We start from the raw sequence: 26,546 nt of genomic DNA on the forward strand, positions 1-26,546 counted from the left end.
CGGAACCGGCGACGGAATGACGGACGGAATGGACGGAACGTGTCGGACCTCGACCTGCTGAACCAGTCCCTGGCGCGCAACGTCAAGCGCTGGCGCTCCGAGCGGGGCTTCACCCTCGACGCGCTCGCCGCGCGCGCGGGGGTCAGCCGCGGCATGCTCATCCAGATCGAGCAGGCCCGGACCAACCCCAGCATCGGGACGGTCGTGAAGATCGGCGACGCGCTCGGGGTCAGCATCACCACCCTGCTCGACTACGAGCAGGGCCCCAAGGTCCGTGTCGTCCCCGCCGAAGGCGCCGTCCGCCTCTGGCACACCGACGCCGGCAGCTACAACCGGCTGCTCGCGGGTGCCGAGGCGCCCGGCCCGCTGGAGATGTGGGACTGGCATCTGATGCCCGGTGAGAGCAGCCCCTCGGACCCGCACCCCACGGGCACGGTGGAACTCGTCCATGTCACGGCGGGAGAACTCACGCTGACCGTCGACGGAGTGCCGCACCGCGTGCCCGCGGGAGCGACCGCCACCTTCGAGGCCAACACGCCGCACACCTACGGCAACGAGGGCGACGTCCCCATGGACATGGTGATGGCCGTCTCGGTCCCGCCCGTGCAGTGAGACGCCTCACGGACCGTGGTCGGCCGGCTGTCAGCGTGCCGCCATGCGCGCGCCCCTCGGGAACGTCGACCACGCCACACCGCTCCCGACCGCCTCGACCAGCTGATCGCCCCGGTCGCCGAGGCCGTACGGCGACCCTTCCGGGCGTCGGTGCGGTGACGGCCCGGGCGGCCGGAGCTCACGCGGTCAGGTGATGCGCCAGTGGGAGATGCGGGTCGCTCTCTCCCGGGGCTGGCGCGGGGTCGGCGTGCACGAGGGCGGCGGTGAGCCGGGGAACGGCGTGCAGCAGGGCGTGCTCCGCCTCCACGGCGACCGCGTGCGCCTCACGCACCGTCACCTCGCCGTCCACCACGACCACGACCTCGGCCCGCAGGCGGTGGCCGATCCAGCGCAGGCGCAGTTCACCCACCGCGCGCACACCGGACACCTCCCGCAGGGCCTGCTCGGCCCGGTCGACCAGGGCCGGGTCCACGGCGTCCATCACCCGCCGCAACACCTCCCGCGCCGCGTCCCGCAGCACCAGCAGGATCGCCGCCGTGATCACCAACCCCACGAGCGGGTCGGCGAGTTGCCATCCCAGCGCCGATCCGCCCGCGCCCAGCAGCACGGCCAGCGAGGTGAACCCGTCGGTACGGGCGTGGAGCCCGTCCGCGACCAGCGCGGCCGAACCGATCGCGCGGCCCACGCGGATGCGGTGGCGCGCCACCCACTCGTTGCCCGCGAAACCCACCAGCGCGGCCACGGCGACCACCGGAAGGTGGGTGAGCGGCCGCGGGTCGAGCAGCCGGTCGACGGCAGCCCACGCCGCGAAGGCCGCGGACGCCGCGATCGTCAGCACGATCGCGATGCCCGCCAGGTCCTCGGCCCGCCCGTACCCGTAGGTGAAGCGCCGCGTCGCCGCCCGCCGGCCCAGCACGAAGGCGATCCCGAGCGGTACGGCGGTCAGCGCGTCGGCGGTGTTGTGCACCGTGTCGCCGAGCAGCGCCACCGACCCGGAGACGGCCGCCACGACCGCCTGCGCCAGGGCGGTCGCGCCGAGCACCGCGAACGACACCCACAGGGCGCGCATGCCCCGCGCCGAGGTCTCCAGCGCGGAGTCGAGCTTGTCGGCCGTCTCGTGCGAGTGGGGTGTCAGGAGGTGTCCGAGACGGTGGACGAGGCGGTGGGTGTGGGGGTGGGGGTGCGGGCGGTGGGTGCGGGGATGTACCTCGGCGGGATGGCCGTCGTGCCGGTGCCCGGGTGTGTGCCCGTGGTCGTGTCGGTCGCTCACGTGGGTCCCCTTCCGGTGCGCGGGAGGTGTGCGGGAGTGGACGTGTGACGCCCACGCGGCCATTATGTGCGTATGAGCGCACGCATGCACCTGTCACCTGCGCATGATGCGCACCCGCGCACCCCCGGCGAGGAGCAGTTCACGCTCGCCGCCGAGCTTCTCGCCCTGATCGGCGACCGCACCCGTCTCGCCCTGCTGCACGCGCTGGCGTCGGGCGAGGCCGACGTCACGACGCTCACGGAGGCGTGCGGGGCGGCCCGGCCGGCCGTCAGCCAGCATCTGGCCCGACTGCGTCTCGCGGGACTGGTGAACACCCGCAAGGAGGGGCGCCGGGTGATCTACGCCCTGCGGGACGGGCACCTGCGTCGGCTGGTCGACGAGGCACTGAGCGTGGCCGACCACCGGCTCACCGACCGCCCTCCACACGACTGAGCCGCGCGGACGCCGAGGGCGGCCTTCCGGCGCGGCCGTCACCGGGTTCCCGGCCGCCGCCCGGCTCTCGGGCCCGGCTCGGGGCCGCTGTTCGATGAACGCACGCGTCCCGGTCTCCGGGACCGGACAGTCCACGGAGGAGGCCCGCAGGATGTTGGCGACGGCGAGCCCGGCCGGACCGGCGCCCACGACGATCACCGGAAAGTGGTGCGGATCAGGGGAGTTGGGGTGGGGGGAAGCTGAAGTCGCGCGCACATTGTCCTGGCGCGCGAGAACCGGTTCTAGTTGAGCCGGGGGATCTCGATGGCGGGGCAGCGGTCCATCACCATCTCCAGCCCGGCGGCCCGGGTGCGGTCGTACGCGTCCTCGTCGACGACACCGAGCTGGAACCACACCGCGCGGGCGCCCTTCGCGACCGCCTCGTCGGCGACCGCCCCGGCGAGGTCGCCGTTCACGAAGACGTCGACCACGTCCACCTCGAAGGGGATGTCCGCTAGGGAGGCGTACCCCTGCTCGCCGTGCACCGTCTCCGCCTTGGGGTGGACGGGCACGACCCGTTTGCCGAAGCGCTGGAGCACCTCCGCCACGCCGTACGCGGCACGACTCCGGTTCGAGGACAGGCCGACCACGGCCCAGGTGTCGCCGAACCCGGTGAGAATCCTGCGGATGGTTGCCTCGTCGCCGTACACGGTCGGTCTCCTCGGGCCTCGGGATGGACTGGAAAAGCAGCACGGGAAAGCGGAACAGGGGAAGCGGAACGGGGAGGAACCGCCGTGTTCGACAACGGGCGCGGGCAGGCGGTGATTCCCCGGTCCCCGGCACCGCTGGATTCCGCCACCTTGCCCGATTTCGCGGGACGTGCCTGCGCACGGGCGTCCGCCCGCCTACGCTCACCTCGTGCTGCGCATCATCGACGCCCGAACCGGCGACCCCGTCGACGCCGCCCCCGCCCGGCGGGGCCTGACCCGGGTCGAGGCCCACGCCCCGGCCTCCGACACCGGCGCCCTGCGGGTGCTGCTCGTCGCCGACCTCCTCGTCCGCACCCTGGAACTCGGCGGTACGCCGGTATGGGCGCTGCTGACCGGCGAGCGGGAACAGGCGGAGCTGCGGGCCTGCGCCGCGGGTCTCGGCGTCCGGCCGTTCGAGGACAGCCGTGACGTCAGCGCGGGTCTCGGCGAGGCCCAGGTCATCCATGTGGCGGGGGAGGGGGCGGCGGTCCCCGAGGGGGTACGGGTCGCGGTGGCCCCGGTCGAGGGAGCGCCGCCGGCCGCCGGCACCGACCCCGGGGCGCTGCGCCTGGCCCTGATCGCGCAGGACCGCCGCGTCCCGCTCCGGCTCGACGCGGACGTCCTGGAGGACGCCCGGACGACCCTCGTACGCTGGCGTCGCCTGGTCGCCGACTGGGCGCGCCGGCCGTCGCGGCCCGTCCCCGAGCCGACGCGCGTCCGGCTCCGCACCGCCTGGGAGGACGACCTGAACGTGCCGGAGGTGCTGCGGGTCCTGCGGTCGGTGGAGACCTCGGACCTGCCGGACGGCGCCCGCTTCGAGACGTACGCCTACGCGGACCGCCTTCTCGGCCTCGAACTCACCCGCGAGCTGGGGAGCTACTGATGGATCTCCGTGGGAGAGGGAGCGCTGTCCGTGCGGGCGTCGCGACGACGCGGAGACGTATGAGAAGTCCCCGGTGAGCACCGCTGTGACCGCGCGCTCCGGAACGGGCCCGCTGCGCCGGCTGGTGGTGCTGCGGCACGCCAAGTCCGCCTGGCCGGAGGGCGTCACCGACCACGAGCGCCCGCTGGCCCCGCGGGGCCGCCGGGACGCGCCCGCGGTGGGCCGGGCGCTCGCCGAGGCGGACTGCCTGCCCGATGTCGCCCTGTGCTCCACCGCCGTACGCGCCCGGCAGACCTGGGACCTGGCCTCCGCCCAGTGGGGCACCCCGCCGCGGGTGACGCTCGACGCCCGCCTGTACGCCGCCGGCGTGGCAGACCTGGTGGAGGTCGTGCACGGTGTCCCCGCCGAGGTGGAGACACTGCTGCTGGTCGGCCACAACCCCGGACTGGAGGAACTCGTCCTCGACCTGGCGGGCGACGGTCTCGGCGACGCGCTGGACGAGGTGCGGGCGAAGTTCCCGACCTCGGCGATCGCCGTCCTCGCCTGGCACGGCCCGTCCTGGCCGGCCTTGTCCTCCGGTACGGCGCTCCTGACGGACCTGATCGTGGCGCGCGGCACGAAACGCTGAGCCACCGCGCGCACTCACGGCCGCTCGGACCGCACCCCGCGACCGTTCGGACCGAACCCCCGGCTGCTCGGACCGCACGCACGGCCACTCCGGCGCGCGCCCGCCGCACCCGTTCTCCGCGCCGCGCCCCCGCGACCACCGCGCCTCTCGGTCGGCCCGCACCCCCGCCCGGTCCGCCCGGTCCGCCCGTTCGCCCGGGGTGAGGTGCCTCGTGGCTCCCGGTGCGGCGCGTGCCGGCGGTCCGCATAGGCTGGCTCGATGCAGGACGAGTACCGCACCGTCGCGCGAGCGGGCGTGCACGAGACCGAGGTCAACCGCTCCCGCTTCCTGTGCGCCCTCGCCCCCGCCGCCACCGAGCAGGAGGCACAGGACTTCGTCGCCGAGGTCCGCAGGCGGCACGCGGACGCCACCCACAACTGCTTCGCGTACGTCCTCGGCGCCGACGCCTCGGTCCAGCGCGCGAGCGACGACGGCGAACCCGGCGGCACCGCCGGAGTGCCCATGCTCCAGATGCTGCTGCGCCGGGACATGCGGTACGTGGTGGCGGTCGTCACCCGCTACTACGGCGGCGTCAAGCTCGGCGCGGGCGGTCTGATCCGGGCGTACGGCGGAGCGGTCGGCGAGGCCCTGGACGCCGTCGGCACCCTCACCCGGCGGCGGTTCCGCCTCGCCACCGTGACCGTCGGCCACCAGCGCGCCGGCAAGCTGCAGAACGACCTGCGCGCCACCGGCCGCGAGGTCCGCGACGTGCGGTACGGCGAGGCGGTCACCATCGGGATCGGGCTGCCGGACGCCGACGTGGACCGGTTCCGCGCCTGGCTGGCCGACGCCACCGCCGGCACGGCCGGGTTCGAACTGGGCGGCGAGGCGTACGGGGACGGGGACACCTGACCCCGGGGGAACGAGGGAACCGCCTTGGGGGGACGGCCGGTCCCGCCTCCGCAACAGTAACAATCCGGCTGTTGCGGACATTTGCGGAGATTCACCGTTGGTCGTGGGTGACAAGCAGAGGTACGTGGTGGAAGAGAAGCCCACAGGCGTTAGCGTGGTGGGTGCTGACCGCGGGTCCGAGCCGGCTCGTGGTGGTCCGAGACAGGCAACAGGGGTCAACGTGCGGGTCGGAGCGGTTTCTTGAGGTTGCTGCACACGTCCGACTGGCATCTCGGCCGGGCCTTCCACCGGGTCGACATGCTCGGAGCGCAGGCCGCGTTCATCGGTCACCTCGTCACGACCGTGCGTGAGCGCGAGGTGGACGCGGTGGTCGTGTCGGGAGACGTCTACGACCGCGCGGTGCCGCCGCTCGCCGCGGTCGAGCTCTTCGACGACGCCCTGCACCGGCTCGCCGACCTCGGTGTGCCGACCGTGATGATCTCCGGGAACCACGACTCGGCGCGCCGGCTCGGCGTGGGCGCCGGCCTCATCGACCGGGCCGGCATCCACCTGCGGACCGAGCCCGCCGCGTGCGGCACGCCGGTCGTCCTCGCCGACGCCCACGGCGACGTCGCCCTCTACGGTCTGCCCTACCTCGAACCCGCGCTGGTCAAGGACCGGTTCGGGGTGGAGAAGGCGGGCCACGAGCCGGTGCTGGCCGCCGCCATGGACCGCGTCCGCGCCGACCTCGCCACCCGCCCGCCCGGCACCCGGTCCGTCGTCCTCGCGCACGCCTTCGTCTCCGGCGGCCAGGCCAGCGACAGTGAGCGGGACATCACCGTCGGCGGGGTGGCCGCCGTGCCCGCCGGGGTCTTCGACGGCGTCGACTACGTGGCGCTCGGGCACCTGCACGGCTGCCAGACCCTGAGCGAGCGCGTGCGCTACTCCGGCTCCCCGCTGCCGTACTCCTTCTCGGAGGCCGACCACCGCAAGAGCGTCTGGCTCGTCGACCTGGGAGCCGACGGAAGCCTCACCGCGGAGCGCCTCGACTGCCCGGTGCCGCGCGCGCTGGCCCGCCTCCGCGGCACGCTGGAGGACCTGCTCGCCGACCCGGAGCTCGAACGGCACACGGAGGCGTGGGTCGAGGCCACGCTCACCGACCCGGTCCGCCCGGCCGACCCCATGGCCAGGCTCACCGGACGCTTCCCGCACACGCTCAGCCTCGTCTTCGACCCGGAGCGGGCCCCCGACGACCCGGACGTGTCCTACGCCAGGCGGCTGGCCGGCCGCAGCGACCAGCAGATCGCGGAGGACTTCGTGGCGCACGTGCGGGGCGCCGGACCCGACGAGGACGAGCGGGACGTCCTGCGCGACGCGTTCGACGCGGTGCGCGTGGACCGGACCCTGCGGGAGGTCACACCGTGAGACTGCACCGGCTGGACCTCACGGCGTTCGGGCCCTTCGGCGGCTCCCAGACGGTCGACTTCGACGACCTCTCGGCCGCCGGGCTCTTCCTGCTGCACGGCCCGACGGGCGCCGGCAAGACCTCCGTCCTGGACGCCGTCTGCTATGCGCTGTACGGCTCGGTCCCCGGCGCCCGCCAGAGCGGCCAGGGCGTCACCCTGCGCAGTGACCACGCGGCGGCCGGCACGCGCACCGAGGTCCGCCTCGAACTCACCGTCGCGGGACGCCGGTTGGAGGTCACCCGGCAACCGCCCTGGGAGCGCCCCAAGAAGCGCGGCTCGGGCACCACCCTCGACAAGGCCCAGAGCTGGCTGCGCGAGTACGACGCCGTGGCCGCCGCCTGGAAGGACCTCAGCCGTTCCCACCAGGAGATCGGCGAGGAGATCACCCAGCTGCTCGGCATGAGCCGCGAGCAGTTCTGCCAGGTCGTCCTGTTGCCGCAGGGTGACTTCGCCCGCTTCCTGCGCGCCGACGCCGAGGCCCGCGGCCGGCTGCTCGGCCGGCTCTTCGACACCCACCGCTTCGCCGAGGCCGAGAAGCGCCTGGCCGAGCGCCGCCGGACCACCGAGGCCCAGGTGCGCGAGGGCGACGCCGCGCTGCTCGCCGACGCGCACCGGATGCAGCAGGCCGCCGGCGACGCCATGGACCTGCCGGAGCTGACCCCCGGCGAACCGGGGCTGGCCGACACCGTGCTCGCCGCCGCCGCCGTCGCCCGCAGCGCCGCGCGCGAACAGCTGACCGTCGCGCACTGCCGTCTCACAGCCGCCGAGTCGGCGCAGGCCGCCGCCGAAAGGGACCTCGCCGACACCCGCGAACTCGCGCGTCTGCAGCGGAGGTTCACCGAGGGTCGGGAACGGGCCGAGCGGCTGGCGGCACAGCGCGACGCGCACCACCTGGCACAGGCGCGCATGGAACGGGCCCGCAAGGCCGAGGCGGTCGCGCCCGCCCTGGAGTTGCGGGAGGCCGCCGACGCCGAACACCGCAGGGCGGTCTCGGCCGAGGCACGCGCCCGCGCCCTGCTGCCGGACACCTTCGCGGGCGCCGGCGCGGCCGGCCTGGCGACCGCGGCCCGCCGGACCGCCGAGGAACTGGGCGGCCTGGAGTCGGCCCGCCGCGCCGAGCAGCGGCTCGCTCGGCTCGACGCGGAGCGCGCCGGCCTGGACCGGCAGGAACGCGCCGACGAGGACGTCCTGCAGGAGACGGACGCCTGGCTCGCCGGCTGGGAGGCGACCCGTGCGGCCCTGCAGGACGGCGTCGACGCCGCCCAGCGGGCCGCGGCCGCCACCGAGCAGCTCGCCGCCCGGCACGAGCCCGCCCACAGACGGCTCGCTGCGGCCCGGCAGCGCGACCAGTTCGCCGCCGACACCGAAGCCGCCCAGCGACAGGTGCTCGTCACCGTCGAGAAGGCCCAGCTGGCGCGCGCGCACTGGCTCGACCTGAAGGAACAGCGGCTGACCGGCATCGCCGCCGAACTCGCCGCGAACCTCACCGACGGCGAGCCGTGCGCCGTCTGCGGAGCCACCGAACACCCCGCCCCCGCCCGTAAGATCGCCGGACACGTCGACCGGGAGGCCGAGGAACACGCCCTGACGGCCTACCAGCGCGCCGACGAACGGCGGGCCGAGGACGAACGCCGCCTCGGCGTCGTACGAGAGGCACTGGCCGCCGCCACCGCCGAGGCCGGCGACGCGCCCACCGACCGACTCGCCGAGGAAGTCTCCGCCCTGGAGCGGGAGTACACGCGGGCCCGGGAGGTGGCCTCCGGTCTGCACGCGGCCACCGAGGAGCTGCGCCGGGCCGACCAGGAGCACGAACGACGTGGTGCGCTACGGCAGCACGCAGCCGTCAGAGCGGCCGCCCGGGTCGGGCACCGCGAGCAGCTCGACCGTGAACGCGCCACCTTGCAGCAGGAGTTGGCTGAGGCGCGGGGCGCCGCCGACAGCGTGGCCGCGCGGGCCGCACAGTTGGAGCGGCGGGCGGCGCAGCTCACCGACGCGGCCGACAGCGCCCGCGCCGCCGAGGACACCGCCCAGCGCCTCAAGGACGCCGACGCCCGGCTCGCCGACGCCGCGTTCCGCGCCGGCTTCGACACCCCCCAGGCCGCGGCCGACGCCCTGCTGGACGACGCGGCCCACCGCGAACTGCAACGGCGCCTGGACGCACGGCAGTCGGAGGAGGCCGCCGTACGCGCGGTCCTCGCCGAGCCCGACACCGCGGCCGCCGCACAGCGGCCGCCCGCCGACCCCGACGCCGCCCGGCGGACCGCGGACGCCGCGACCCGGCGGCTGCGCGAGGCGGCCTCCGCCCGCGACGCGGCGGCCCGCCGCTGCACCGAACTGGACCTGCTCTCCACCCGTTCCGCCACCGCCGTACGGCAGTTGGCGCCGCTGCGTGTGGAGTACGACCGGGTGGCCCGCCTCGCCGCCCTCGCCGCGGGCACCGCCGCGGACAACGAACGCAGGATGCGCCTGGAGTCGTACGTGCTGGCGGCCCGCCTGGAACAGGTCGCCGCCGCCGCGACCGTACGGCTGCAACGCATGTCGTCCGGCCGCTACACCCTCGTCCACTCCGACGACCGGACCGGCCGCGGTCGCAGCGGCCTCGGGCTGCACGTCGTGGACGCGTGGACCGGCCGGGAGCGCGACACGGCGACCTTGTCCGGCGGCGAGACGTTCTTCGCCTCCCTCGCCCTCGCGCTCGGCCTCGCCGACGTCGTCACGGACGAGGCGGGCGGAGTCAGGCTGGACACGCTCTTCATCGACGAGGGTTTCGGCAGTCTCGACGACCAGACCCTCGACGAGGTCCTCGACGTCCTCGACTCACTGCGCGAACGCGACCGCAGCGTCGGCATCGTCAGCCACGTCGCCGACCTGCGGCGCCGCGTCCACGCCCAGCTGGAGATCGTGAAGGGCCGGTCGGGGTCGGTGATCCGCCGGCGCGGGGCCGGCTGACCTCACCGGCCCAGCGGGCGCCGGGGAAGGGGCGAGGAGTAGACGACGCTCGTGGTCACCGACCCCAGCGCGCCGATCCGGCCCGACACCTCCTCCAGGTGCCGCATCGAACGGGCCGCGACCTTGATGACGAAGCAGTCGTCCCCCGTGACGTGGTGCGCCTCCAGGATCTCCGGGGTGACGGCGACCAGGTCGTGGAACGGCTTGTAGTTGCCGTGCGGATAGCGCAGGCGCACGAACGCCAGGATCGACAGGCCCAGCCGGTCCGGGTCCACGACGGCCGCGTACCCCTGGATGACGCCCGCCTCCTCCAGCCGGCGCACGCGTTCGGTGACCGCGCTCGCGGACATGGACACGGCACGGGCCAGCTCGGCGAAGCTGGCCCGGCCCTCGCGCTGGAGGACGTCCAGAATGCGCCAGTCGGTGGCGTCCGGGGAATACACGGTCATCCCCGAGGGATAGCAGGGGATTCCCCGGCGAGGCAAGCGGAAGGCCGGGGAACTCTTCTTCTGGGCGGCGCTCGGCGACCGTAGATTTCGGTGCATCGAACTCGGGACGCGCGTCTCGGGATGTGGATGTCCGGTCGCCGGCCGCCGCCCTCTGCCGAGAGCCGCCGTGACCCCGACCGGACCCTGGACGAGAGGCCGGAATCATGAGCGGCACCACGACCACCGTCAACCCCGTACTGCGGGTCGCCCCCGCGACCCCCGCCGAGGCGGTCCGTCACTTCCGGGCCGGCCTCGTCTTCCACGCCGACGTGTCCGACGTGGCCGCCGCACTGGCCGCCGGTGATGACCCCGGTTTCGTCCTGCTCGACTCCCGGTCCACCGAGTCCTGGGACCAGGGCCACATCCCCGGCGCCGTGCACCTCCCGACCGCGCTCGTGCCCGAACAGGCGGAACGACTCCTCGACCGGGCCGTGCCGGTGGTCACCTACTGCTGGGGCCCCGGCTGCAACGGCGCCACCCGTGCAGCCCTCGCCCTCGCCGAACTCGGCTACCAGGTCAAGGAGATGCTCGGCGGCTTCGAGTACTGGGCCCGCGAGGGCTTCCCGTACGAGACCTGGCAGGGCCTCGGACACCGCACGGCCGACCCACTGACCACACCGGTCGAGGCGGAGAACTGCGGCTGCTGACGGGCTGGTTCGGCTACGCGGGGCGTGCGTGGGCCCGGGGCGCGGGTGGCCGCGGCGCGGGCGGGTTGCGCGGCGCCCGGCCGTGACGGCTGGTGGAGGGGGGCTGGGTGCGGGCGCGGGCGCCGGGCGACACGCGCCGGGCGAGGCCCGCCGTACGCCGGATGACGTCCGCCGTACGCAGGATGACGCCCGCCGGGGTGGCCGGCGGGCGTCCTTCTCCGGCCGTGGGTGTCACAGGAGGGACAGTTCGTCGACCAGGTCGTCCAGGCCGAGGGAGCCCTGGGAGAGAGCCGCCATGTGCCAGGCCTTGAGGTCGAAGGCGGCGCCGTGCCGTGCGCGGGCCTTCTCCCGGCCCAGCAGCCACGCCCGCTCGCCCAGCTTGTAGCCGATCGCCTGGCCCGGAATCGTCAGGTAACGCGTCAGTTCGCTCTCCACGAAGTCCGCGGGACGGCTGCTGTGCGCGCCGAAGAACTCCTGGGCCAGTTCGGGCGTCCAGCGCTCGCCCGGGTGGAAGGGGGAGTCGGCCGGGATCTCCAGCTCCAGGTGCATGCCGATGTCCACGACGACCCGGGCGGCCCGCATCATCTGCGCGTCGAGGTAGCCCAGCCGCTGCTCCGCGTCGGTGAGGAAGCCCAGTTCGTCCATGAGCCGCTCCGCGTACAGCGCCCAGCCCTCGGCGTTGGCGCTGACCCCGCCGACCGTGGCCTGGTAGCGGGAGAGGTTCCCGGCGACGTGCGCCCACTGGGCGAGCTGGAGGTGGTGCCCCGGGACGCCCTCGTGGTACCAGGTCGAGACCAGGTCGTACACCGGGAAGCGGGTCTGGCCCATCGTCGGCAGCCAGGTGCGGCCCGGCCGCGAGAAGTCCTCCGACGGGGCCGTGTAGTACGGCGCGGCCGCGCTGCCGGCCGGCGCGATGCACGACTCCACCTTCCGTACCCGCTCGGCGAGTTCGAAGTGCGTGCCGTCGAGCGACTCGATCGCCTGGTCCATCAGGCCCTGCAGCCACTCGCGGACCTCGTCGACGCCCTCGACGTGCCTGCCGTGCTCGTCCAGGTGCGCGAGCGCCACCCACGGCGTCTCGGCGCCCGGCAGGACCTTCTCGGCCTCCTGCCGCATCTCGGCGAGCAGCCGGTGGTACTCGGACCAGCCGTACGCGTACGCCTCGTCCAGGTCGAGGTCCGTACCGTTGAAGTAGCGCGACCAGCGGGCGTAGCGCTCACGCCCCACGGTGTTCGGCGCGCCCTCGATCGTCGGGGCGTACACGTCACGCACCCAGTCCCGCAGCTCGACCACGGCCGCGGTCGCGGCGCCGGCGGCCTCGTCGAGTTCCGGGCGCAGCGCCTCGGGACCCGCCGACGCGAACTCCTCGAACCAGCCACGGCCGTTGCCGTCGGTGTCCGCCCACTCCGTGAGCTGTGCGACGAACGTGGCGGTGGGCCGGGGGCCCGCGTACAGCTTGCGTTCCAGGCCGAGCACCAGGCACTCGCGGTAGCCGGCCAGCGCGGCCGGTACCCCGCGCAGCCGCTGTGCGACCGCCGCCCAGTCCTCGTCCGTCACGGTCGGCGTGATCGTGAAGACCTCGCGCACCGAGTGCGCGGGCGTGCTCATGTTGCCGACCGCGCGCAGCCCCTCGTCCGCGTCGTGCACGGCGAGTTCCGCGGTGAGCCGCTCACGCAGCAGCCGGGCGCACCGGCGCTCGACGTCACTGTCCGCGCCGGGCCTGCGCTCGGCCTCGTCGAGCCGCGCGAGCGTGGTCCGTGCCAGCTCCGCGAGTGCCTCCAGCCCGGCGGGCGAGGTGTCCGGGAGTCTGCTCGAACTCTCCCGGTCGCCGAGGTAGGTACCGGTGCACGGGTCGAGGGCGATGAGCTCGTCGACATACGTGTCGGCGACCTCGCGGGGCAGCGGGCTGTTCGTCTCTGACATGCGGACATCCTCATACGGAGACGGGGGCCGCGTCAGCCCCGTGTCGGCGGGCCGTGGCCCGGGTCAGCTCGATTTCGCTGAGGGCGTGGCCCCGGCCGGGCCGGGCGGCAGCAGGGGGCCGCAGTCCCACTGCTGGAAGATCAGCCGGGTCTCCACCCGGGCCACTTCGGAACGCGCCGTGAACTCGTCCAGCACCAGCCGCTGGAGATCGGCCATGTCAGCGACCGCGACATGGACGAGGTAGTCGTCCGGCCCGGTCAGATGGAACACGGTCCGGGACTCCGGCAGCGCCCGGATCCGGTCCACGAACGGCCCCACCAGCTCCCGCCGGTGCGGTCTGACCTGCACGGACAGCAGCGCCTCCAGGCCACGCCCCAACTTGGCCGGATCCAGCCGCAGCTGATGACCCAGGATGACACCCGCCCGCCGCAGTCGCGTGACCCGGTCCAGACAGGTCGACGGCGCGAGGCCGACCCGCGCGGCCAGATCCCGGTAGGTGGTCCGGGCGTCGTTCTGCAACAGCCGCAGCAGATGAAGATCCACCGGGTCCAGTTCGACGGAATCAGCCATGGACCGAACGTAACACGGTATGTCAGCCCATAAGCCCGGCGAGTGTTCACCCTTCCGGCCATGGACTCAGCGAGCCTCCACAGCCACGACCGCATACGCACCACACCGAGAGCACTGGCCACCGAGGCCGTGCACGCCGGCCGGGACGACCTCGCCCGGCAGGGCCTGCACGCGCCGCCGATCGACCTGTCCACCACCTACCCGTCGTACGACAGCCGGGGCGAGGCCGCCCGCATCGACGCCTTCGCCGCGACCGGCGCCGAACCGGAGGGACCGCCCGTCTACGCCCGGCTGGGCAACCCGACCGTCGCCCGCTTCGAGACCGCCCTGGCCCGGCTGGAGGGCACCGGCGCCGCGGTCGCCTTCGCCAGCGGCATGGCCGCGCTGACCGCCGTACTGCTCGTACGGGCTTCGATGGGGCTGCGGCACGTCGTGGCCGTGCGTCCTCTCTACGGGTGCAGCGACCACCTGCTGAACGCCGGGCTGCTCGGCACCGAGGTGACGTGGGTGGACCCGGCCGGCATCGCGGACGCGCTGCGCCCCGACACCGGGCTGGTGCTCGTGGAGTCCCCGGCGAACCCGACACTCGCCGAACTCGACCTGCGGGCCGTCGCGCACTCCTGTGGTTCCGTGCCGCTGCTCGCCGACAACACCTTCGCCACCCCCGTGCTGCAACGCCCCGCCGAGCACGGCGCGCGCCTGGTGCTGCACAGCGCCACCAAGTACCTCGGCGGCCACGGGGACGTGATGGCGGGCGTCGTGGCCTGCGACGAGGAGTTCGCCGGGCGGCTGCGACAGGTCCGGTTCGCGACCGGCGGCGTGCTGCACCCGCTCGCCGGCTACCTCCTGCTGCGGGGTCTGGCCACGCTCCCGGTGCGGGTACGCGCCGCCTCGGCGAACGCCGCCGAACTCGCCCGCCGGCTCGCCGCGGACCCACGCGTCACCCGCGTCCACTACCCGCGCATCGGCGGCGCGATGATCGCCTTCGAGGTGGCGGGGGACCCGCACGAGGTCATCGGCGCCGTCCGGCTGATCACCCCGGCCGTCAGCCTCGGCAGCGTCGACACCCTCATCCAGCACCCGGCGTCCATCAGCCACCGCATCGTGGACGCGCACGACCGCCGCGACGCGGGCGTCAACGACCGGCTGCTGAGACTGTCGGTGGGCCTGGAGGACATCGAAGACCTGTGGGCCGACCTGGACGGGGCGCTGGGCGCGGACGAGACGCCCGACGGGCGGCGCGTGGACGAACCGTCCGGCGCGCGAGCCTTGCGTTAGGCGTTCGTCGGGTGGGGGGCCGAACGGGGCCGGGACGCGAGACGTGCACGGTGCGCCCGTCGGGCAGGGGCGGCCACATCGCCCCGAGCGTGAGGCGTCGGGGATCGTCCGGGGTGCGGGGTCCGGGTGAAGCGCCCGTCGGCCAAGGGCCGGCTGCGTCGCGCGGCGGGCGCGAGGCGTGGACGAACCGGCCGGGACACGGTCTTCCGCAGACACGCGCCCGGCCGGAGCGAACCCTCACGCGGCGGCCGGCCGGAGCGGCTCCTTCGGCGGGTGGGCCGGAGCGACCGCTCCTTCGGCGGCCGGGACGGAGCGACCGCTCCTTCGGCGGGTGGCCGGAGCGACCGCTCCTTCGCCGGCCCGGCCGGAGCGCCCCCGCCCGGACGCGTGTCTGCCCGCCCGCTCAGTCCCGCGCGCTCCGCTCGCCGTACTGCCCCGGCGACTGGTCGTACGACGGCCGTGAGGTGGTCGCCGCCGTGCGGAGGCGGGCCGTGATGACCAGGGTGCCCTCTTCGATCTGGTAGTCGAGGGGGAGGCCGAGGCCGCGCATGGCGGCGACCATGCCGGTGTTGGAAGCCTGCGTCACGGCGTACACGCTCTCGCAGTCGGCCTCCTGAGCCATCGTCACCAGCCGGCCCAGGAGTTCGCCGCCGATGCCTCGCCGCTGCCAGTCGTCCTCGACGAGCAGCGCCACCTCCGTCTCGTCCCCGTCCCACAGCAGGTGGCCGAGGCCGACGATGCGTCCGGAGGCCGTCTGCACGGCGAGTGTCCGGCCGAAGCGGGGACTGAGCAGGTGCTTCAGATAGCGGTCGGCGTCACCGACCGGACCGTGGTAGCGCATACCCAGCGTGCGCGCCGAGCACCGCTCGTGCATCGCCTTCGCGGCCTCGCGGTCGCTCGGGTCCGCCCGGCGCACGGTGATGTCGCTGCCCTCGGGCAGGGTCAGCACGTGCTGGCCGACCGGCACACGGGGGCCCAGCCGGGCGTCCAGTTCGACCAGCGCCCGCGCCCGGGCGAACTCGGTGGGTGTGAAGGGCAGGTACGGCCGCTCCACGGTGATCACTCCGCCCTCCGGCGCCCGCAGACGCATCACGGTGCCCTCCAGGACTCCCTCCACCGGCACGGCCGCGGGTCGCCGGCCGCCGCCCACCGGGGCGGCGGGCAGCGAACGGATGGTGCACCGGCCCAGCAACTGCCTCAGGGTGAGAGGGAGTTCGGCCGTGTCCAGGGCGGTGCGGGTCGCGAGGCCCAGCACCCGGGTCGGCGCGTCCACCAGGTCGTGCGCGTCGGCCCGCTCGATCCAGGTGTCGGCGCCGCCGGCCAGCGACACGGCGCGGCTGAGCTCGGTCCCGCCGAGTTCGGCGGGGGCCCGCAGCAGGAACTCGTCCACGGTGCCCTCGGCCAGCGGATGCGTCTGCAGGCTGAGGATGTCGACCCGCAGACCGGCGAGCGCCGTGCACAGCGTGGCCAGCGAGCCCGGTTCGTCCTTCACGGTCGTCCGCATCCGCCACAGCACGCTCTCGCCGGGCACGGCCTCCCGCGCGGTCTCCTCCGGGGAGGACTGCCCGGCCTGCCGTCCCGCGGACAGCGGCCGGGCCTCCGTATCACTCGTCGGCGGCGCGTGGCCGTGGTGCCGTGCCCACCAGGTGTGGAACCCCGCCGTGGCGACCAGGACCACCGCCGAGATCAGCAGCAATTCCGGTCCGTCGGGGCCGTGTCCGACCAGGTTCGCGACGGCGTCCGCCACCGCCACCGCCGTGAACAGCGCGGCGAGTTCGATCACGTCCCGCCGCCAGTGGTGCACGGGACGCCCGTGCCTGGCACGGGTCACATCAGACATGTCTCGAGTCATGCAGCCACTGTGAAGGAACGGTGTTGCGTGATCACGAACGCTCTGTGACCTACCGGTAAAGAGTGCTTATGCGCCTTTTGTTTATCTTTTGATAGTTGATGGACGTCGATCGACCGGGCTCCGACCGGTCGTGAACACGCCGCTCACGCGGCCTGCTCCTCGGCCAGCGTGGCGCGCAGCCGGCGGGCCTGCGCCACCAGCCGGGACGATCCGCGCCGGGCCGCCGCCCCCGCCAGATGCGGTATGTCCCCGCGTGCTCCGGAACGTTCGGCGCACTCCGCGGCCACAGCCACCAGCTCCCCGGCCCCACGCGTCGACGCGGCGGCGCCCTCGGTCGCGAGGTCCGCGAGCAGCACGGGCAGCGTCTGGCGGAGCACCCCCCATATGGTGGCGTTCGCCCCCGTGGCCGCGGCGGTCCGCGCCGACTCGGCGAGCCGCAGCGGCTTGACGGCACCGCGCCGTACCAGCTGTCCGAGGTCCGCACCGAGCCTGGCCGCGTCCAGCTGCCCCCGGGCGGCCAGGACCAGCAGGGCGTCGACGGCGGCGAGCCGGTCCTCGGGATGCCGTGCGCAGAGTCCGTACGCCAGGCCCAGGTGCACGGCCTCGCCCGCCTCACCGCCGGCCTCGGCGAGCTGCGGCAGGACGGCGGCCGCGCCGCGACTGTCGTCCACGGCCAGGGCGGAGAGATCCCGCAGCAGCCGCACGGCGACCAGCTCGCGCCGCTCGGGAAGCAGCGCCAGCCAGTGCTGCTGCATGTCCTGGTTCCAGTGATGGCAGTACCAGCGCTCCCGGAAGACGCTCACCGGACGGCCGAGCCCCTGGAACTCCGCGGGGAAGTCCCTCTGGAGCTCCGGCAGTTCACCGAACTCCAGCAAGATGCGGACGCCCGAGGTGCGCCGCCGGTCGGTCGGCGGGGCCGGGGCCCGGGAGAGCCAGGCCGCGAGCCGGATCCCCTCCTCGGTGCCGAGCGCCGCGGCGCGCTCGGCGGCTGCCTCGGCCGCCGGGCGGTTCCCGCGCCGCACCCGCAGCAGCGCCTGCGCGAAGTCGGCCGCCGAGACGCGGGCCCCCAACCGCCGGTAGGTGTCCAGGCGCGCCACCAGTTCGTCCGCTTCCAGCAGGCCGGTGCTCCAGGTGGGAGTGGACAGCAGGAACGGCAGAGGGTCGGTCCGGATGCGGTACGCCACCTCCCAGAGGCGGGCGTCGAAGGCCCGGGACAGGCCGCTGTGCACGCATTCATGCGTCCCCGCCCCCTGCCGGCCCGAGGACTCCAGCGTGGCGGTGAGCACCGCGCCGCGCAGCGTCGCGAGGAGCAGGTCGATGCCGTCCTCGGCTCCGGTGATGCCGTGCCGGTGGTTGCCGAAATAGTGCTGCGAGGGCAGGACCCGCTCCTGCCCCGACGGGTTCCACCAGCGTCGCGAGACGACGGGTTCCAGCGCCTCCAGCAGGGTGCCCCGGTCCTGGTAGGCGTGGCGGACGAGTCCGTCCAGGGTCCGCTCGAACTCCGTGACGCCACCCCCCGACGCCAGCAACGCGCCGACCTCCTCGGCGACTTCGACGGCCGTGCCGGGAGCGGGAGCCAGCCGCACCGGCTGCGGCACCGGCGGCAGCATCTCCTCGTACTCCGGCGTCCACGACGCCACCGGGGCGCCGAGCGCACTGGACGCCCGGGCGTGCAGTGCCGGGATCAACTGCGCGGCGGAGCCGGCGAGTTCCTCACAGACCCGGGTGGAGCCCGCCGTGCCGGTCACCTTCTTCGCGTGGCGTTCCACCAGTTTGAGCGCCCGCTCCTGCACGTCCGAGTCCTCGTGACCGAAGGCGTGCGCGACGGCGGGCAGCAACTCCGCGGCCGCGGACGGGTCGGCGACCAACACCTTGCCCAGCAGCACGAGCTGGGCCCGCACCAGTTTCTTCTCGGTGCGGAACAACGCCGCGGCCGACATCTCGGCCAGCCGGCGCGGGGTCAGGTCCCCGCTCAGGGCAAGGGCCCCCAGCACCGACTGGGCGTGCGAGGCCACCACCGGCATGGCGTCCGCGGCCAGCGCCAGCCAGTCGGTGATCCGCTCCCGCTCCTCGTCGCGGGTGAGCGCCAGCGACCGCAGCAGGCGCAGGAACGACCGCTGGTCGGCGGCCGCCCCGCCTCGCACCAGCCGGGCCACGCACGCGTCGACCGTCGCCCCGCGGTCCAGCGCGCCTTCGGCCGTGAGCCGCGCGAGTGCCTCGGCCCAGCTGTCCGGTCCCTCGCCGTACGTCCACGACCAGCGGTTGCCGATGTCCTGCGTCTCGAAGGCGGCGGCCACGAGGGTCGTCAGGTGGGGATCCCTGCGCAGCCGGTCGAGCAGGCTGTTGCCGAGTTCCCGCGCGTGGCCGATGTGGTCCACCCAGCCGTGGACGTACGTCTGCGTGGTCGGCACCGGTCCACCGGAGAGCCGGACCAGACCGGCCAGCAGTTCGTACCGCACGCCGGCGCCGGCCGGGCGCTGCGCGAGCCGGTGCGTCACGTCGATGAGCCAGTCGGCACGCCGGTCGCCCAGGAGGTGGATCAGAAGTCCCGGTGACGCCTGCGACCAGCGCATGTCGGATGCCGCGAGCCAGCTCGCCACGCCCGCCGCGCCGGTCTGGCAGGCCGCGCCGGCCGCGTGCAGGGCGGGGTAGGCGCGTCGGGAGGCCGCGTTCCACTGATCGGCCCGCAGTTCCTTGCGCAGTGCCCGCAGTTCGGGCAGGTACGAGCGCCGCTCGTCGTCCGTCATGCCGTCGAGCAGGCTCACCACCTCGGCCGTCCGCCCGGCCCGGACCGCTGCCATCAGTGAACTCATCGCGCACCCCCGCCGACTCGTGCCGGTTCCTGTTCCGGTACGGCGCCCCGCCGCACCATGCGTACCGCCAGGGCGTGCTTGCACGGTCCGCGCCCGCCCCGGTACTTCGCCCACCACAGACAGCTGCAACTGAGCACTCCCGCCTCGTCCCGGACGCGGTGCGCGTGGCCGTCCTCGGCCGTCACCGTCGCGAGCGTGCCCTCCAGGGCGACCGCGCCGGCGGCCACCAGTGCCCGGGCGGAGCGCAGCCGGGGGTTGTGACGCTCCACCCGGTCCGCGTCGTAGGGGAGTTCACGGTGGAAGTAGGCCGCCTCCGCCGTGTCGTAGCCGACGCGGCCCGAGGTGCCGAGGCGGATCAGTCCCGCCCTGACCCGCTCGGGCGTGAGACCGGAGGCGGCGGCGAGGTCAGCCGTGTCGATGCGGGGCTCCCAGGAGAGGAGCACCGAGATCAGCTCCGCGTCGGCGGCTGCCTCGTCGGTGGCGAGGGCGTCGAGGACACCGCCTTCGCCGGAGAACCCGCGAGAGGCGTCGGGAGACAGCGTCAGAGTGAGCCGCATCCCCGGCAGGACCACCTCCCAGGCGCCGGCCGCGGCGCTCTGCGAGCCGATCGCGGGACCGTGGACCCGCAGTGCCGTCGCGTGACGCAGCACCCGCTGCAGGGCGATCAGCCGGTCCGGCCCCGGCAGGCAGACCGCGCCGGGCACCGGCCGGGTGGTCGGTCGCAGTGAACGGCCCGCCGGCACCACCCAGCGTGGGGCCGCCGAGGCGCCGCGTGCCCCGCCGCGCGGGAGCGTGCGCAGGAACCGTACAGCCTCGGCGGCGGGCAGCTCGGCCCGCAGGTCGAAGCCGGCCGCGATCACCTGGGCCTCGGCGAAGCCCCGCAGCCACCGGTCCGGGAGGGGCACCTTCTTCTCCACGACCGGGCCGTCCGTCGTGGTGAGCGTCAACTCCTCCGGCCCCACCCGCAGATGGAGCGGGTCGTCCGTGCCGATCCGGGACAGGGCGTCACGCAGCGGGTTGTTGACGTCGACGTTCGTCGTGCCGTGGCCCACCTCGCCGCCGTCGAGACCGGTCCCCAGCACGTCCAGGCGTGCGTACACGCCGCCGCAGCCGGAGAACGACTCGAAGCGCAGCCGGTCGCCGTTGCCGGTGACGACCGGGTCGAGGGAGGCGCGCAGCTGCGGCTGGTGGTACCGCGCCGCGGCGACGTCGGCCACCGCAAGCAGGCCGGCCGCGGCCACCTGAGGAGACGTCAGGAAGCCGGTGAAGAAGCGCGGATGGTCCTCGACACCCGCGGGCGTCACACCCCGGGAGGTCTCCAGTCCCAGGCGTCGGCCGCCTGCGGCGGACTCCAGCACGGAGGGTTGTCGATAGGCCACGGCCTGCACGGATCGCGTCATGGAAAAACCGTAGAGGCGACCACTGACAATTGGCTCTGACCTGCGGAAAGCCCTCGCTCGACGGCAAGTTGAGGGTGCCGGCCGGGCCCGCCCGGACCGGGGCCGTCCGGCGGCCGTGGACGGCCCAGGGTGTCACCGCGCACCGGGAGATGACGCCGGTGCGCGGCACACCGTCGAGGGTACGGGAGTCCCGGCTGCTACTGGCCGACCCTGCCCGGCTGGAGCACCTGCGTGAACAGCACGCTCCCGTCCTGCTCGCGCAGCCGTACCGTCAGCTCTCCGCTGTCGCCGTCGATGTCGACCTCGCCGAAGAACTGGTAGCCGCCGGCGGGCGAGACGTTCGACGCGGTCGGCGCCTTCACGAACACCCGCTCCGGGCCGAAGGTCCCGTCGAGGGCGCTGGCCGGGAAGGCGCCCGCGTTGAGCGGACCCGAGACGAACTCCCAGAACGGCTCGAAGTCCGTGAACGCGGCCCGCGACGGCTGGTAGTGCTGCGCCGACGTGTGGTGCACGTCGGCCGTCAGCCAGACCGTCCCGGTGATCCGCCGGTGCTTGACGAACCGCAGCAGTTCGGCGATCTGCAGCTCACGTCCCAGCGGCGCTCCCGGGTCACCCTGCGCCACCGCCTCGATGTTCGGCCGGCCCTCGGTGGTGTCGGGCACGACCAGCCCGATCGGCATGTCGGCGGCGATCACCTTCCACACCGCGCGCGAGCGTGACAGTTCCCGCTTGAGCCATTCGAGCTGCTCACGGCCGAGGATGCCCTGCGGGTCGACGGTCTGGTCGTCGGGCGAGTTGGCGTTGCGGTAGGTCCTCATGTCCAGCACGAACACGTCGAGCAGCGGCCCATGCCGCAGCACCCGGTTGACCCGGCCCTCCCGCGCACCCGGCCGCAGCGTGGAGACGGGGAAGTACTCGCCGAACGCGCGCCGGGCCCGCCCCGCGAGCACGTCCACGCTCTTCTCCGTGTACCGGGCGTCGGTGTCCGCGACCACCTCGCCCGGGTACCAGTTGTTGCGCACCTCGTGGTCGTCCCACTGGATGACGGACGGTACCTGGGCGTTGAAGCGGCGCAGGTTGTCGTCGAGCAGGTTGTAGCGGAAGTTGCCGCGGAACTCCGCCAGGGTCTCGGCGACCTTGGCCTTCTCCGGCGTGGTGATGTTGCGCCAGGTGCCGCCGTCCGGCAGGGCCTGGGCGGCGGCGATGGGGCCGTCGGCGTAGATGTTGTCGCCGCTGCACAGGAAGAAGTCGGGGTCGAGGCGGCCCATGGCGTCGTAGATCCGGTAGCCGCCGAGGTCGGGGTTGATGCCCCAGCCCTGGCCGGCCAGGTCACCGGACCACAGGAAGCGCACCCCGTCGCGCCTGCGCGCGGACACCGTGCGGAAGGTGCCGGTGACGGGCTCGCCGGTGCGGCGCGGGTCGTCGGGGTCGGCCAGCAGGACGCGGTAGTGGATCTGTTCGCCCGACGGCAGGCCGTGCAGCCGGGTGGTCCCGGTGAAGTCGGTGCCCGTCCCGAGGAGCGGACCGTGCCACCTGCGCGCGTCGCGGAACGACTCGGTCGCCGCGGTCTCCACGACCATGCGGGCCGGCCGGTCGGAACGCACCCACACCAGACCGGAGTCGGAGGTCACGTCACCGGTCTGCACGCCCCAGCCCGCTCCGGGACGCCCGGACAGGGCGAAGGCGGGCGCCGCGCCGGCCGCGGCGGGCAGGGTCAGGGCCGCCGACGCGGCGAGGGAGCCGCGCAGGACGCTGCGGCGGCCGGGGAACGGACGGTGGGTCATGAGGGTGCCTCCAGGGACGGGATCCGGCCGGTGTGCAGTGCCACACCTACTGGTGCGCCGCGGCGCACACGGAAACCGCGGGTGAACAACCGGCCGCGAGGGCGCGGGACCGGAGTGGCCCGGGTGATCCGGGGGCCGTTCACCCGGCGAGGGCCCCGGCCATCAGCCGTACGCCCGCCCTGATCCGCGCGGGCGACAGGTGCGCGTACCCGAGGACCAGCCGTACCCTCGCGTCCCCGTCCCCGTCTCCGTCCGCCGCCTCGCCGTCGACGCGCGCGTGCGCGTGGTCGGACAGGGCGCGCACCGCCACACCGGCCGCCGTCACGCTCGCGAGGAACCGCGGTTCGGGTCCGTACCGCGGCGGCAGTACGGCGATGACGTGCAGGCCCGCCGCGATCCCCGACACCTCGGAGCCGGGGAAGCACTCCTCCAGGGCCGCGACGAGGGCGTCGCGGCGTTCGCGGTAGGCGCGCTGGCAGCGGCGCAGCTGCCGGTCGTAGTCCCCGCGTTCCAGGAACCGGGCGAACAGCGCCTGGTCGAGGGCCGGGTGGCCCAGGTCCAGGGTGCGTTTGCGTTCCACCACCTCCTCGGCCCACGACTGCGGCACCAGGAGCCAGCCGAGCCGGAGACCCGGTGCCAGGGACTTGCTGACCGAGCCCGCGTAGGCCACGTGTTCCGGGTCGAGCCCCTGGAGCGCGCCCACCGGCGCGCGGTCGTAGCGGAAGTCACCGTCGTAGTCGTCCTCCACAACGAGACCGTCCACCTCCCGGGCCCAGTCGAGGAGTTCGGCGCGGCGGCGGGCGGAGTAGGCGATGCCGGTGGGGAACTGGTGGGCCGGCGTCGTCACGACGGCCCGGACCCCGGAGGCCCGCAGGGGGCCGGGAGCGAGCCCCTCGGCGTCCAGCGGCAGCGGCACGGTGGTGACGCCTGCCGAGGCGTGCAGCGCGGCGTGCTGGGGGCTTCCCGGGTCCTCCACGCCGACCCTGCGCAGCCCGCGCGCGCCGAGCACGAGGGCGAGCAGCGCGGTGGCCTGGGCCACTCCGGAGACGACCACCAGCCGCTCCGGGTCCGCGACCACGCCCCGGCGGCGGGCGAGCAGTTCGGCCAGGGCGGTGCGCAGCCGGGGCAGGCCCCGCGGGTCCGGGTAGCCGAGGTCCTCGTGCGGGAGGCGCGCCAGCACCCCGCGCTGCGCGGCGGCCCAGGCCGCCCGGGGGAACATCGACAGGTCCGGCGTCCCGGGCACGAAGGAGGCCCGGACGCCGGGGGAGCGCGGGGCGAGGTCATGCGCGCGCGGTGGGGCCGCCCTTACGGCGCCGCCCACCCAGGTACCCGCGCCCCGGCCGCTGCGCAGGTAGCCCTCGGCGGTCAACTGCTCGTACGCCTCGGTGACCAGACCGCGGGACACCCTCAGGTCGGCCGCGAGGTCCCGGCTCGACGGCAGGCGGGTGCCGGGCGCCAGCCGGCCGGAGCGGACCGCGTCCCGCAGCGCGGCCCGGAGCGCCCGGCCGCGCGCGCGGGGCGGTGCCGAGACGGCGGGCAACAGCACCTCCCAGGCGGCGGAGCCCGTCGCCCGGTGGGCCGGTCGGTCGCGATTGGTCTCCGATGACGTCATGGAAGTGGACCTTAAACCGGGCCGCCGCGCTGCCTAGCGTCGTCGCCATGAACGCCACCACCACGCGCGGGGCCCTTTTCGCCGCGCTCGCCTGTGTCCTCGTGGGAGGGTCCTTCACCGCCAACAGTGTGCTCGGCCACTACCCGTACGCGGGCGGCCAGTTCCTCCGCTACGCCCTGGCCTGTCTGCTGCTTCTGCCGACCGTGGGGAAGGGCGCCGCGGTCCGGCTGGGGGCGCTGTCCCCGCGCCGGTGGGTCCGTCTCGCGCTCGTCGCGGCCATCGGCATGGTGGGCTTCAACCTGGCCGTCCTCGCCGCGGAACGCACCGCCGAGCCAGCGGTCCCCGGTGTCTTCGTCGGATGCGCGCCGGTGATCGTGGCCGTCGTCGTCCCGCTCCTGTCCGGGCGCCGCCCGCGACGCGCGGTGCTGTGCGGGGCGTTGCTGGTCGCGGCGGGGGCGTGCACCGTGCAGGGCTGGGGGCGCGCGGACGGCGCGGGTATCGCCTTCTCCCTGTGCGCGCTGGCCGGTGAGGTCGGGTTCGCCGTCCTCGCCGTGCCCGTACTGCGGATTCTGGGCCCGCGGCTGCTGGCCGCCGTGGTCTGCGCGGTCGCCGCCGCCGAGGCTGCGGTGGCCGGACCGCTCCTGGACGGGTCGGCGTGGCTGCGCCGGCCCGACGCGACCGAGGCGGGCGCGTTGCTGTGGCAGGGGGCGGTCGTCACCGCGGTGGGCTTCGTGTGCTGGTACATGGGCATGCAGCGGCTCGACGCGGAGCGTGCCACGCTCTTCTCCGGCCTGGTCCCGGTCTCGGCCGCCTGCACCGCCCCGCTGGTCGCGACGGGCTCCTACGGAGCCGTCCAGGCCGTCGGCAGCGCCCTGGTGGGAGCCGGAGTGGCCCTCGGATCGGGCGCGTTGTCCCGCCGCACGTCCGGCGGCCGCCCTGACCCTTCGCCGTCGGCCGGACGACGGTCGGCCCGGCGAGTCGCCGTACTGCCGGACGACCCGTACGCACCCGCTACGCGGGTCGTCCCGCGCCCGGCCACGCGTCGCACCGGACGCCGACCGCTGATCGGGCGCGGCGGGGACCCCTCAGAGGTCCCTGGGGGCGGACTCGGCCTGGCGGCTGCCGTCGAGGATCACGCGCGCGACGAGCGCGGGGTCGTCGCTCATCGGGCAGTGTCCGCAGCCGGGCAGCCGCACCAGCCGGGCGCGGGGGATGATCTGCTTGGCCCGCACCCCCTGGCGACGCACCAGCAGCAGGTCCTTGGTGCCCCAGGCGACGGTGACGGGGATCTGGGGGATGTCGTCGGTGAACTGGACGTTCGCACCCGCCCGGAGCGTGTCGTCGAACCCGGTGGCCCGTGCGAGCGCGAGCGTCTCGGCGACCACAGCCTCGGGTGAACGGCGGGCCGGACGGGCGTAGATCGTGCTCGTCAGGGCCGTGCGACCGGCCGCGGAGCGGGACAGCCGCTCGACGAGCGGCAGCGGCAGCCGACGGGCGATGTGCCGCATGGTGAGCAGCACGCTGAAGGCGTAGCGCCGTTCGGCCGGCGACCAGAACCCGGCCGGGGACAGGGCGGTGACGGACCGTACGCGCTTCTCACGGGCCAGTTCGAGGGCCAGCAGGCCGCCCAGCGAGTTGCCCGCCACATGCGGCCGTTCGAGCTCCAGTGCCTCGCACAGGGCGCTGAACACGGCCGTCGTACTGGGCAGGTCGTAGGCGAGACCGGCGGGCAGGGCCGGGGACGCGCCGAAGCCCGGGAGGTCCACGGCGATCACGTCGCGTTCGGTCGCGAGGATGTCCACCACCGGGTCCCAGGCCTGCCGGTGGTGACCGATCCCGTGCAGCAGGAGCAGCGGTTCGCCCTTGCCCACGCGCGCGTAGGAGACGGTCACGGGCTCTGGGCCCCCCGGGGTGGGGACCTCGAAGGAGACGGTGGCGGACATGGAGGCGCTCCTCGGCTGGGCTCTCTGACGGACCGGGTAGACAGCTTGTCAGCAATTACTACCGGTGGGTAGCCCCCCGGGTGGCGTGTCGCGTCGCCGCACCCCGCGCAACGCGCTCCGGGCAGCAGGGTGTTGATCTTCTGGTGCCCGTACGGCGGTGGAGAGCGAGACCGCACCGGACATGCCCGCGAAGTCGGCCGAAGCCGCGACCGCCACCGGATACACCGAAGTCGCCGAAGTCGCCGAAGCAGCCGAAGCGGCCGAAGCGGTCGTTTCGCGACGGCGACTTTGCCGTGGCGTCACGAACTCGGCGTCGTACGAACGCCCCGTGAACGCTGTGCTGCGGCGGGCCTGTGCGTTGCCCAGGGGATCGAGGATTGGTCTTGACCAAGGGTGAG

The 26,546-nt window shown here is 74.4% G+C and carries 20 protein-coding genes and 2 pseudogenes; 10 read left to right on the forward strand and 12 right to left on the reverse strand.

All coding sequences use genetic code 11. The features are described 5' to 3' along the window. Nucleotides 1-39: 39 nt before the first annotated feature. Nucleotides 40-612 carry a helix-turn-helix domain-containing protein gene (locus AC07AZ_RS21625; protein ID WP_478850089.1) on the forward strand — a complete coding sequence of 191 codons (573 nt, stop codon included), beginning with the start codon at nucleotides 40-42 and terminating at the stop codon, nucleotides 610-612. A gap of 178 nt (nucleotides 613-790) precedes the next feature. Here AC07AZ_RS21625 and AC07AZ_RS21630 read toward each other — a convergent pair whose 3' ends face one another. After that, nucleotides 791-1,882 (reverse strand): cation diffusion facilitator family transporter, encoded by a 1,092-nt coding sequence (locus AC07AZ_RS21630; RefSeq protein ID WP_478850091.1) that lies wholly within the window; start codon nucleotides 1,880-1,882, stop codon nucleotides 791-793. Between the two features lie 72 nt (nucleotides 1,883-1,954). On the opposite strand from AC07AZ_RS21630, the gene AC07AZ_RS21635 reads away from it, so the two are divergent. Further along, complete coding sequence (locus AC07AZ_RS21635) at nucleotides 1,955-2,314, forward strand: ArsR/SmtB family transcription factor (protein ID WP_478850093.1); 360 nt, start codon at nucleotides 1,955-1,957, stop codon at nucleotides 2,312-2,314. Nucleotides 2,315-2,386: 72 nt separating this feature from the next. On the opposite strand, the pseudogene AC07AZ_RS21640 reads toward AC07AZ_RS21635, so the two are convergent. Both AC07AZ_RS21640 and AC07AZ_RS21645 read right to left on the reverse strand, forming a co-directional pair. Next, nucleotides 2,387-2,569: pseudogene (locus tag AC07AZ_RS21640) on the reverse strand (4-hydroxybenzoate 3-monooxygenase); the annotation flags it as partial. Nucleotides 2,570-2,595: 26 nt separating this feature from the next. Next, the gene (locus AC07AZ_RS21645) at nucleotides 2,596-3,003 is read right to left on the reverse strand and encodes a CoA-binding protein (protein WP_478850096.1); all 408 of its coding nucleotides are present in this window, start codon (nucleotides 3,001-3,003) and stop codon (nucleotides 2,596-2,598) included. Between the two features lie 208 nt (nucleotides 3,004-3,211). On the opposite strand from AC07AZ_RS21645, the gene AC07AZ_RS21650 reads away from it, so the two are divergent. The 5 genes from AC07AZ_RS21650 (at nucleotide 3,212) to AC07AZ_RS21670 (ending at nucleotide 9,838) form a co-directional block, all read left to right on the forward strand. Beyond that, nucleotides 3,212-3,925, forward strand: a complete 714-nt coding sequence (locus tag AC07AZ_RS21650; RefSeq protein WP_478850098.1) for a hypothetical protein — start codon at nucleotides 3,212-3,214, stop codon at nucleotides 3,923-3,925. An 85-nt stretch (nucleotides 3,926-4,010) separates the two neighbouring features. After that, entirely contained in the window at nucleotides 4,011-4,553 is a 543-nt protein-coding gene (locus AC07AZ_RS21655; protein ID WP_478850329.1) for a SixA phosphatase family protein, read from the forward strand. Between the two features lie 258 nt (nucleotides 4,554-4,811). Next, entirely contained in the window at nucleotides 4,812-5,444 is a 633-nt protein-coding gene (locus AC07AZ_RS21660; RefSeq protein WP_478850100.1) for a YigZ family protein, read from the forward strand. A 240-nt stretch (nucleotides 5,445-5,684) separates the two neighbouring features. After that, nucleotides 5,685-6,848, forward strand: coding sequence for an exonuclease SbcCD subunit D (locus tag AC07AZ_RS21665; RefSeq protein ID WP_478850102.1), 1,164 nt, complete (start codon nucleotides 5,685-5,687; stop codon nucleotides 6,846-6,848). After that, nucleotides 6,845-9,838 (forward strand): AAA family ATPase, encoded by a 2,994-nt coding sequence (locus AC07AZ_RS21670; protein WP_478850104.1) that lies wholly within the window; start codon nucleotides 6,845-6,847, stop codon nucleotides 9,836-9,838. The genes AC07AZ_RS21665 and AC07AZ_RS21670 overlap by 4 nt, the downstream gene beginning before the upstream one ends. A gap of 2 nt (nucleotides 9,839-9,840) precedes the next feature. Here AC07AZ_RS21670 and AC07AZ_RS21675 read toward each other — a convergent pair whose 3' ends face one another. Continuing rightward, nucleotides 9,841-10,287, reverse strand: a complete 447-nt coding sequence (locus AC07AZ_RS21675) for an Lrp/AsnC family transcriptional regulator (RefSeq protein ID WP_478850106.1) — start codon at nucleotides 10,285-10,287, stop codon at nucleotides 9,841-9,843. A 203-nt stretch (nucleotides 10,288-10,490) separates the two neighbouring features. Here AC07AZ_RS21675 and AC07AZ_RS21680 point away from each other — a divergent pair, with 203 nt between their 5' ends. Then, complete coding sequence (locus AC07AZ_RS21680; RefSeq protein WP_478850108.1) at nucleotides 10,491-10,973, forward strand: rhodanese-like domain-containing protein; 483 nt, start codon at nucleotides 10,491-10,493, stop codon at nucleotides 10,971-10,973. Nucleotides 10,974-11,204: 231 nt separating this feature from the next. Here AC07AZ_RS21680 and AC07AZ_RS21685 read toward each other — a convergent pair whose 3' ends face one another. Together AC07AZ_RS21685 and AC07AZ_RS21690 are read right to left on the reverse strand one after the other, a co-directional pair. Then, entirely contained in the window at nucleotides 11,205-12,896 is a 1,692-nt protein-coding gene (locus tag AC07AZ_RS21685; protein WP_478850110.1) for a DUF885 domain-containing protein, read from the reverse strand. Nucleotides 12,897-12,959: 63 nt separating this feature from the next. Then, nucleotides 12,960-13,466, reverse strand: a complete 507-nt coding sequence (locus AC07AZ_RS21690) for an Lrp/AsnC family transcriptional regulator (protein ID WP_478850112.1) — start codon at nucleotides 13,464-13,466, stop codon at nucleotides 12,960-12,962. A 60-nt stretch (nucleotides 13,467-13,526) separates the two neighbouring features. On the opposite strand from AC07AZ_RS21690, the gene AC07AZ_RS21695 reads away from it, so the two are divergent. Continuing rightward, nucleotides 13,527-14,744, forward strand: coding sequence for a trans-sulfuration enzyme family protein (locus AC07AZ_RS21695; RefSeq protein WP_478850114.1), 1,218 nt, complete (start codon nucleotides 13,527-13,529; stop codon nucleotides 14,742-14,744). A 403-nt stretch (nucleotides 14,745-15,147) separates the two neighbouring features. Here AC07AZ_RS21695 and AC07AZ_RS21700 read toward each other — a convergent pair whose 3' ends face one another. The 5 genes from AC07AZ_RS21700 to pdxR form a co-directional block, all read right to left on the reverse strand. Then, nucleotides 15,148-16,584, reverse strand: a complete 1,437-nt coding sequence (locus AC07AZ_RS21700) for a GNAT family N-acetyltransferase (protein ID WP_478850116.1) — start codon at nucleotides 16,582-16,584, stop codon at nucleotides 15,148-15,150. 155 nt (nucleotides 16,585-16,739) lie between these two features. Beyond that, nucleotides 16,740-19,409 carry a DUF7825 domain-containing protein gene (locus tag AC07AZ_RS21705; protein ID WP_478850118.1) on the reverse strand — a complete coding sequence of 890 codons (2,670 nt, stop codon included), beginning with the start codon at nucleotides 19,407-19,409 and terminating at the stop codon, nucleotides 16,740-16,742. Further along, nucleotides 19,406-20,809, reverse strand: coding sequence for an SWIM zinc finger family protein (locus tag AC07AZ_RS21710; RefSeq protein ID WP_478850120.1), 1,404 nt, complete (start codon nucleotides 20,807-20,809; stop codon nucleotides 19,406-19,408). Before AC07AZ_RS21710 ends, AC07AZ_RS21705 begins: the two co-directional genes overlap by 4 nt. Before the next feature lie 197 nt (nucleotides 20,810-21,006). Next, on the reverse strand, nucleotides 21,007-22,593 hold the full coding sequence (locus AC07AZ_RS21715; RefSeq protein ID WP_478850122.1) for an alkaline phosphatase D family protein: 1,587 nt from the start codon (nucleotides 22,591-22,593) through the stop codon (nucleotides 21,007-21,009). Between the two features lie 139 nt (nucleotides 22,594-22,732). Then, the gene (pdxR, locus tag AC07AZ_RS21720; protein WP_478850124.1) at nucleotides 22,733-24,205 is read right to left on the reverse strand and encodes a MocR-like pyridoxine biosynthesis transcription factor PdxR; all 1,473 of its coding nucleotides are present in this window, start codon (nucleotides 24,203-24,205) and stop codon (nucleotides 22,733-22,735) included. A 47-nt stretch (nucleotides 24,206-24,252) separates the two neighbouring features. Here pdxR and AC07AZ_RS21725 point away from each other — a divergent pair. Next, nucleotides 24,253-25,041: pseudogene (locus tag AC07AZ_RS21725) on the forward strand (DMT family transporter); the annotation flags it as partial. Nucleotides 25,042-25,290: 249 nt separating this feature from the next. Here AC07AZ_RS21725 and AC07AZ_RS21730 read toward each other — a convergent pair. Continuing rightward, entirely contained in the window at nucleotides 25,291-26,148 is an 858-nt protein-coding gene (locus AC07AZ_RS21730) for an alpha/beta fold hydrolase (RefSeq protein WP_478850126.1), read from the reverse strand. Between the last annotated feature and the right edge of the window lie 398 nt (nucleotides 26,149-26,546).

The sequence above is a fragment of the Streptomyces sp. NPDC043878 genome, from assembly GCF_056435735.1.

What these genes read in the sequence shown, in the direction of transcription:
- AC07AZ_RS21635 (WP_478850093.1), top strand. Translation starts at nt 1,955, where the DNA reads ATGAGCGCACGCATGCACCTGTCACCTGCGCATGATGCGCACCCGCGC.
- AC07AZ_RS21660 (WP_478850100.1), top strand. Translation starts at nt 4,812, where the DNA reads ATGCAGGACGAGTACCGCACCGTCGCGCGAGCGGGCGTGCACGAGACC.
- AC07AZ_RS21675 (WP_478850106.1), bottom strand. Translation starts at nt 10,287, where the DNA reads ATGACCGTGTATTCCCCGGACGCCACCGACTGGCGCATTCTGGACGTC.
- AC07AZ_RS21680 (WP_478850108.1), top strand. Translation starts at nt 10,491, where the DNA reads ATGAGCGGCACCACGACCACCGTCAACCCCGTACTGCGGGTCGCCCCC.
- AC07AZ_RS21685 (WP_478850110.1), bottom strand. Translation starts at nt 12,896, where the DNA reads ATGTCAGAGACGAACAGCCCGCTGCCCCGCGAGGTCGCCGACACGTAT.
- AC07AZ_RS21690 (WP_478850112.1), bottom strand. Translation starts at nt 13,466, where the DNA reads ATGGCTGATTCCGTCGAACTGGACCCGGTGGATCTTCATCTGCTGCGG.
- AC07AZ_RS21695 (WP_478850114.1), top strand. Translation starts at nt 13,527, where the DNA reads ATGGACTCAGCGAGCCTCCACAGCCACGACCGCATACGCACCACACCG.
- AC07AZ_RS21700 (WP_478850116.1), bottom strand. Translation starts at nt 16,584, where the DNA reads ATGTCTGATGTGACCCGTGCCAGGCACGGGCGTCCCGTGCACCACTGG.
- AC07AZ_RS21705 (WP_478850118.1), bottom strand. Translation starts at nt 19,409, where the DNA reads ATGAGTTCACTGATGGCAGCGGTCCGGGCCGGGCGGACGGCCGAGGTG.
- AC07AZ_RS21710 (WP_478850120.1), bottom strand. Translation starts at nt 20,809, where the DNA reads ATGACGCGATCCGTGCAGGCCGTGGCCTATCGACAACCCTCCGTGCTG.
- AC07AZ_RS21715 (WP_478850122.1), bottom strand. Translation starts at nt 22,593, where the DNA reads ATGACCCACCGTCCGTTCCCCGGCCGCCGCAGCGTCCTGCGCGGCTCC.
- pdxR (WP_478850124.1), bottom strand. Translation starts at nt 24,205, where the DNA reads ATGACGTCATCGGAGACCAATCGCGACCGACCGGCCCACCGGGCGACG.
- AC07AZ_RS21730 (WP_478850126.1), bottom strand. Translation starts at nt 26,148, where the DNA reads ATGTCCGCCACCGTCTCCTTCGAGGTCCCCACCCCGGGGGGCCCAGAG.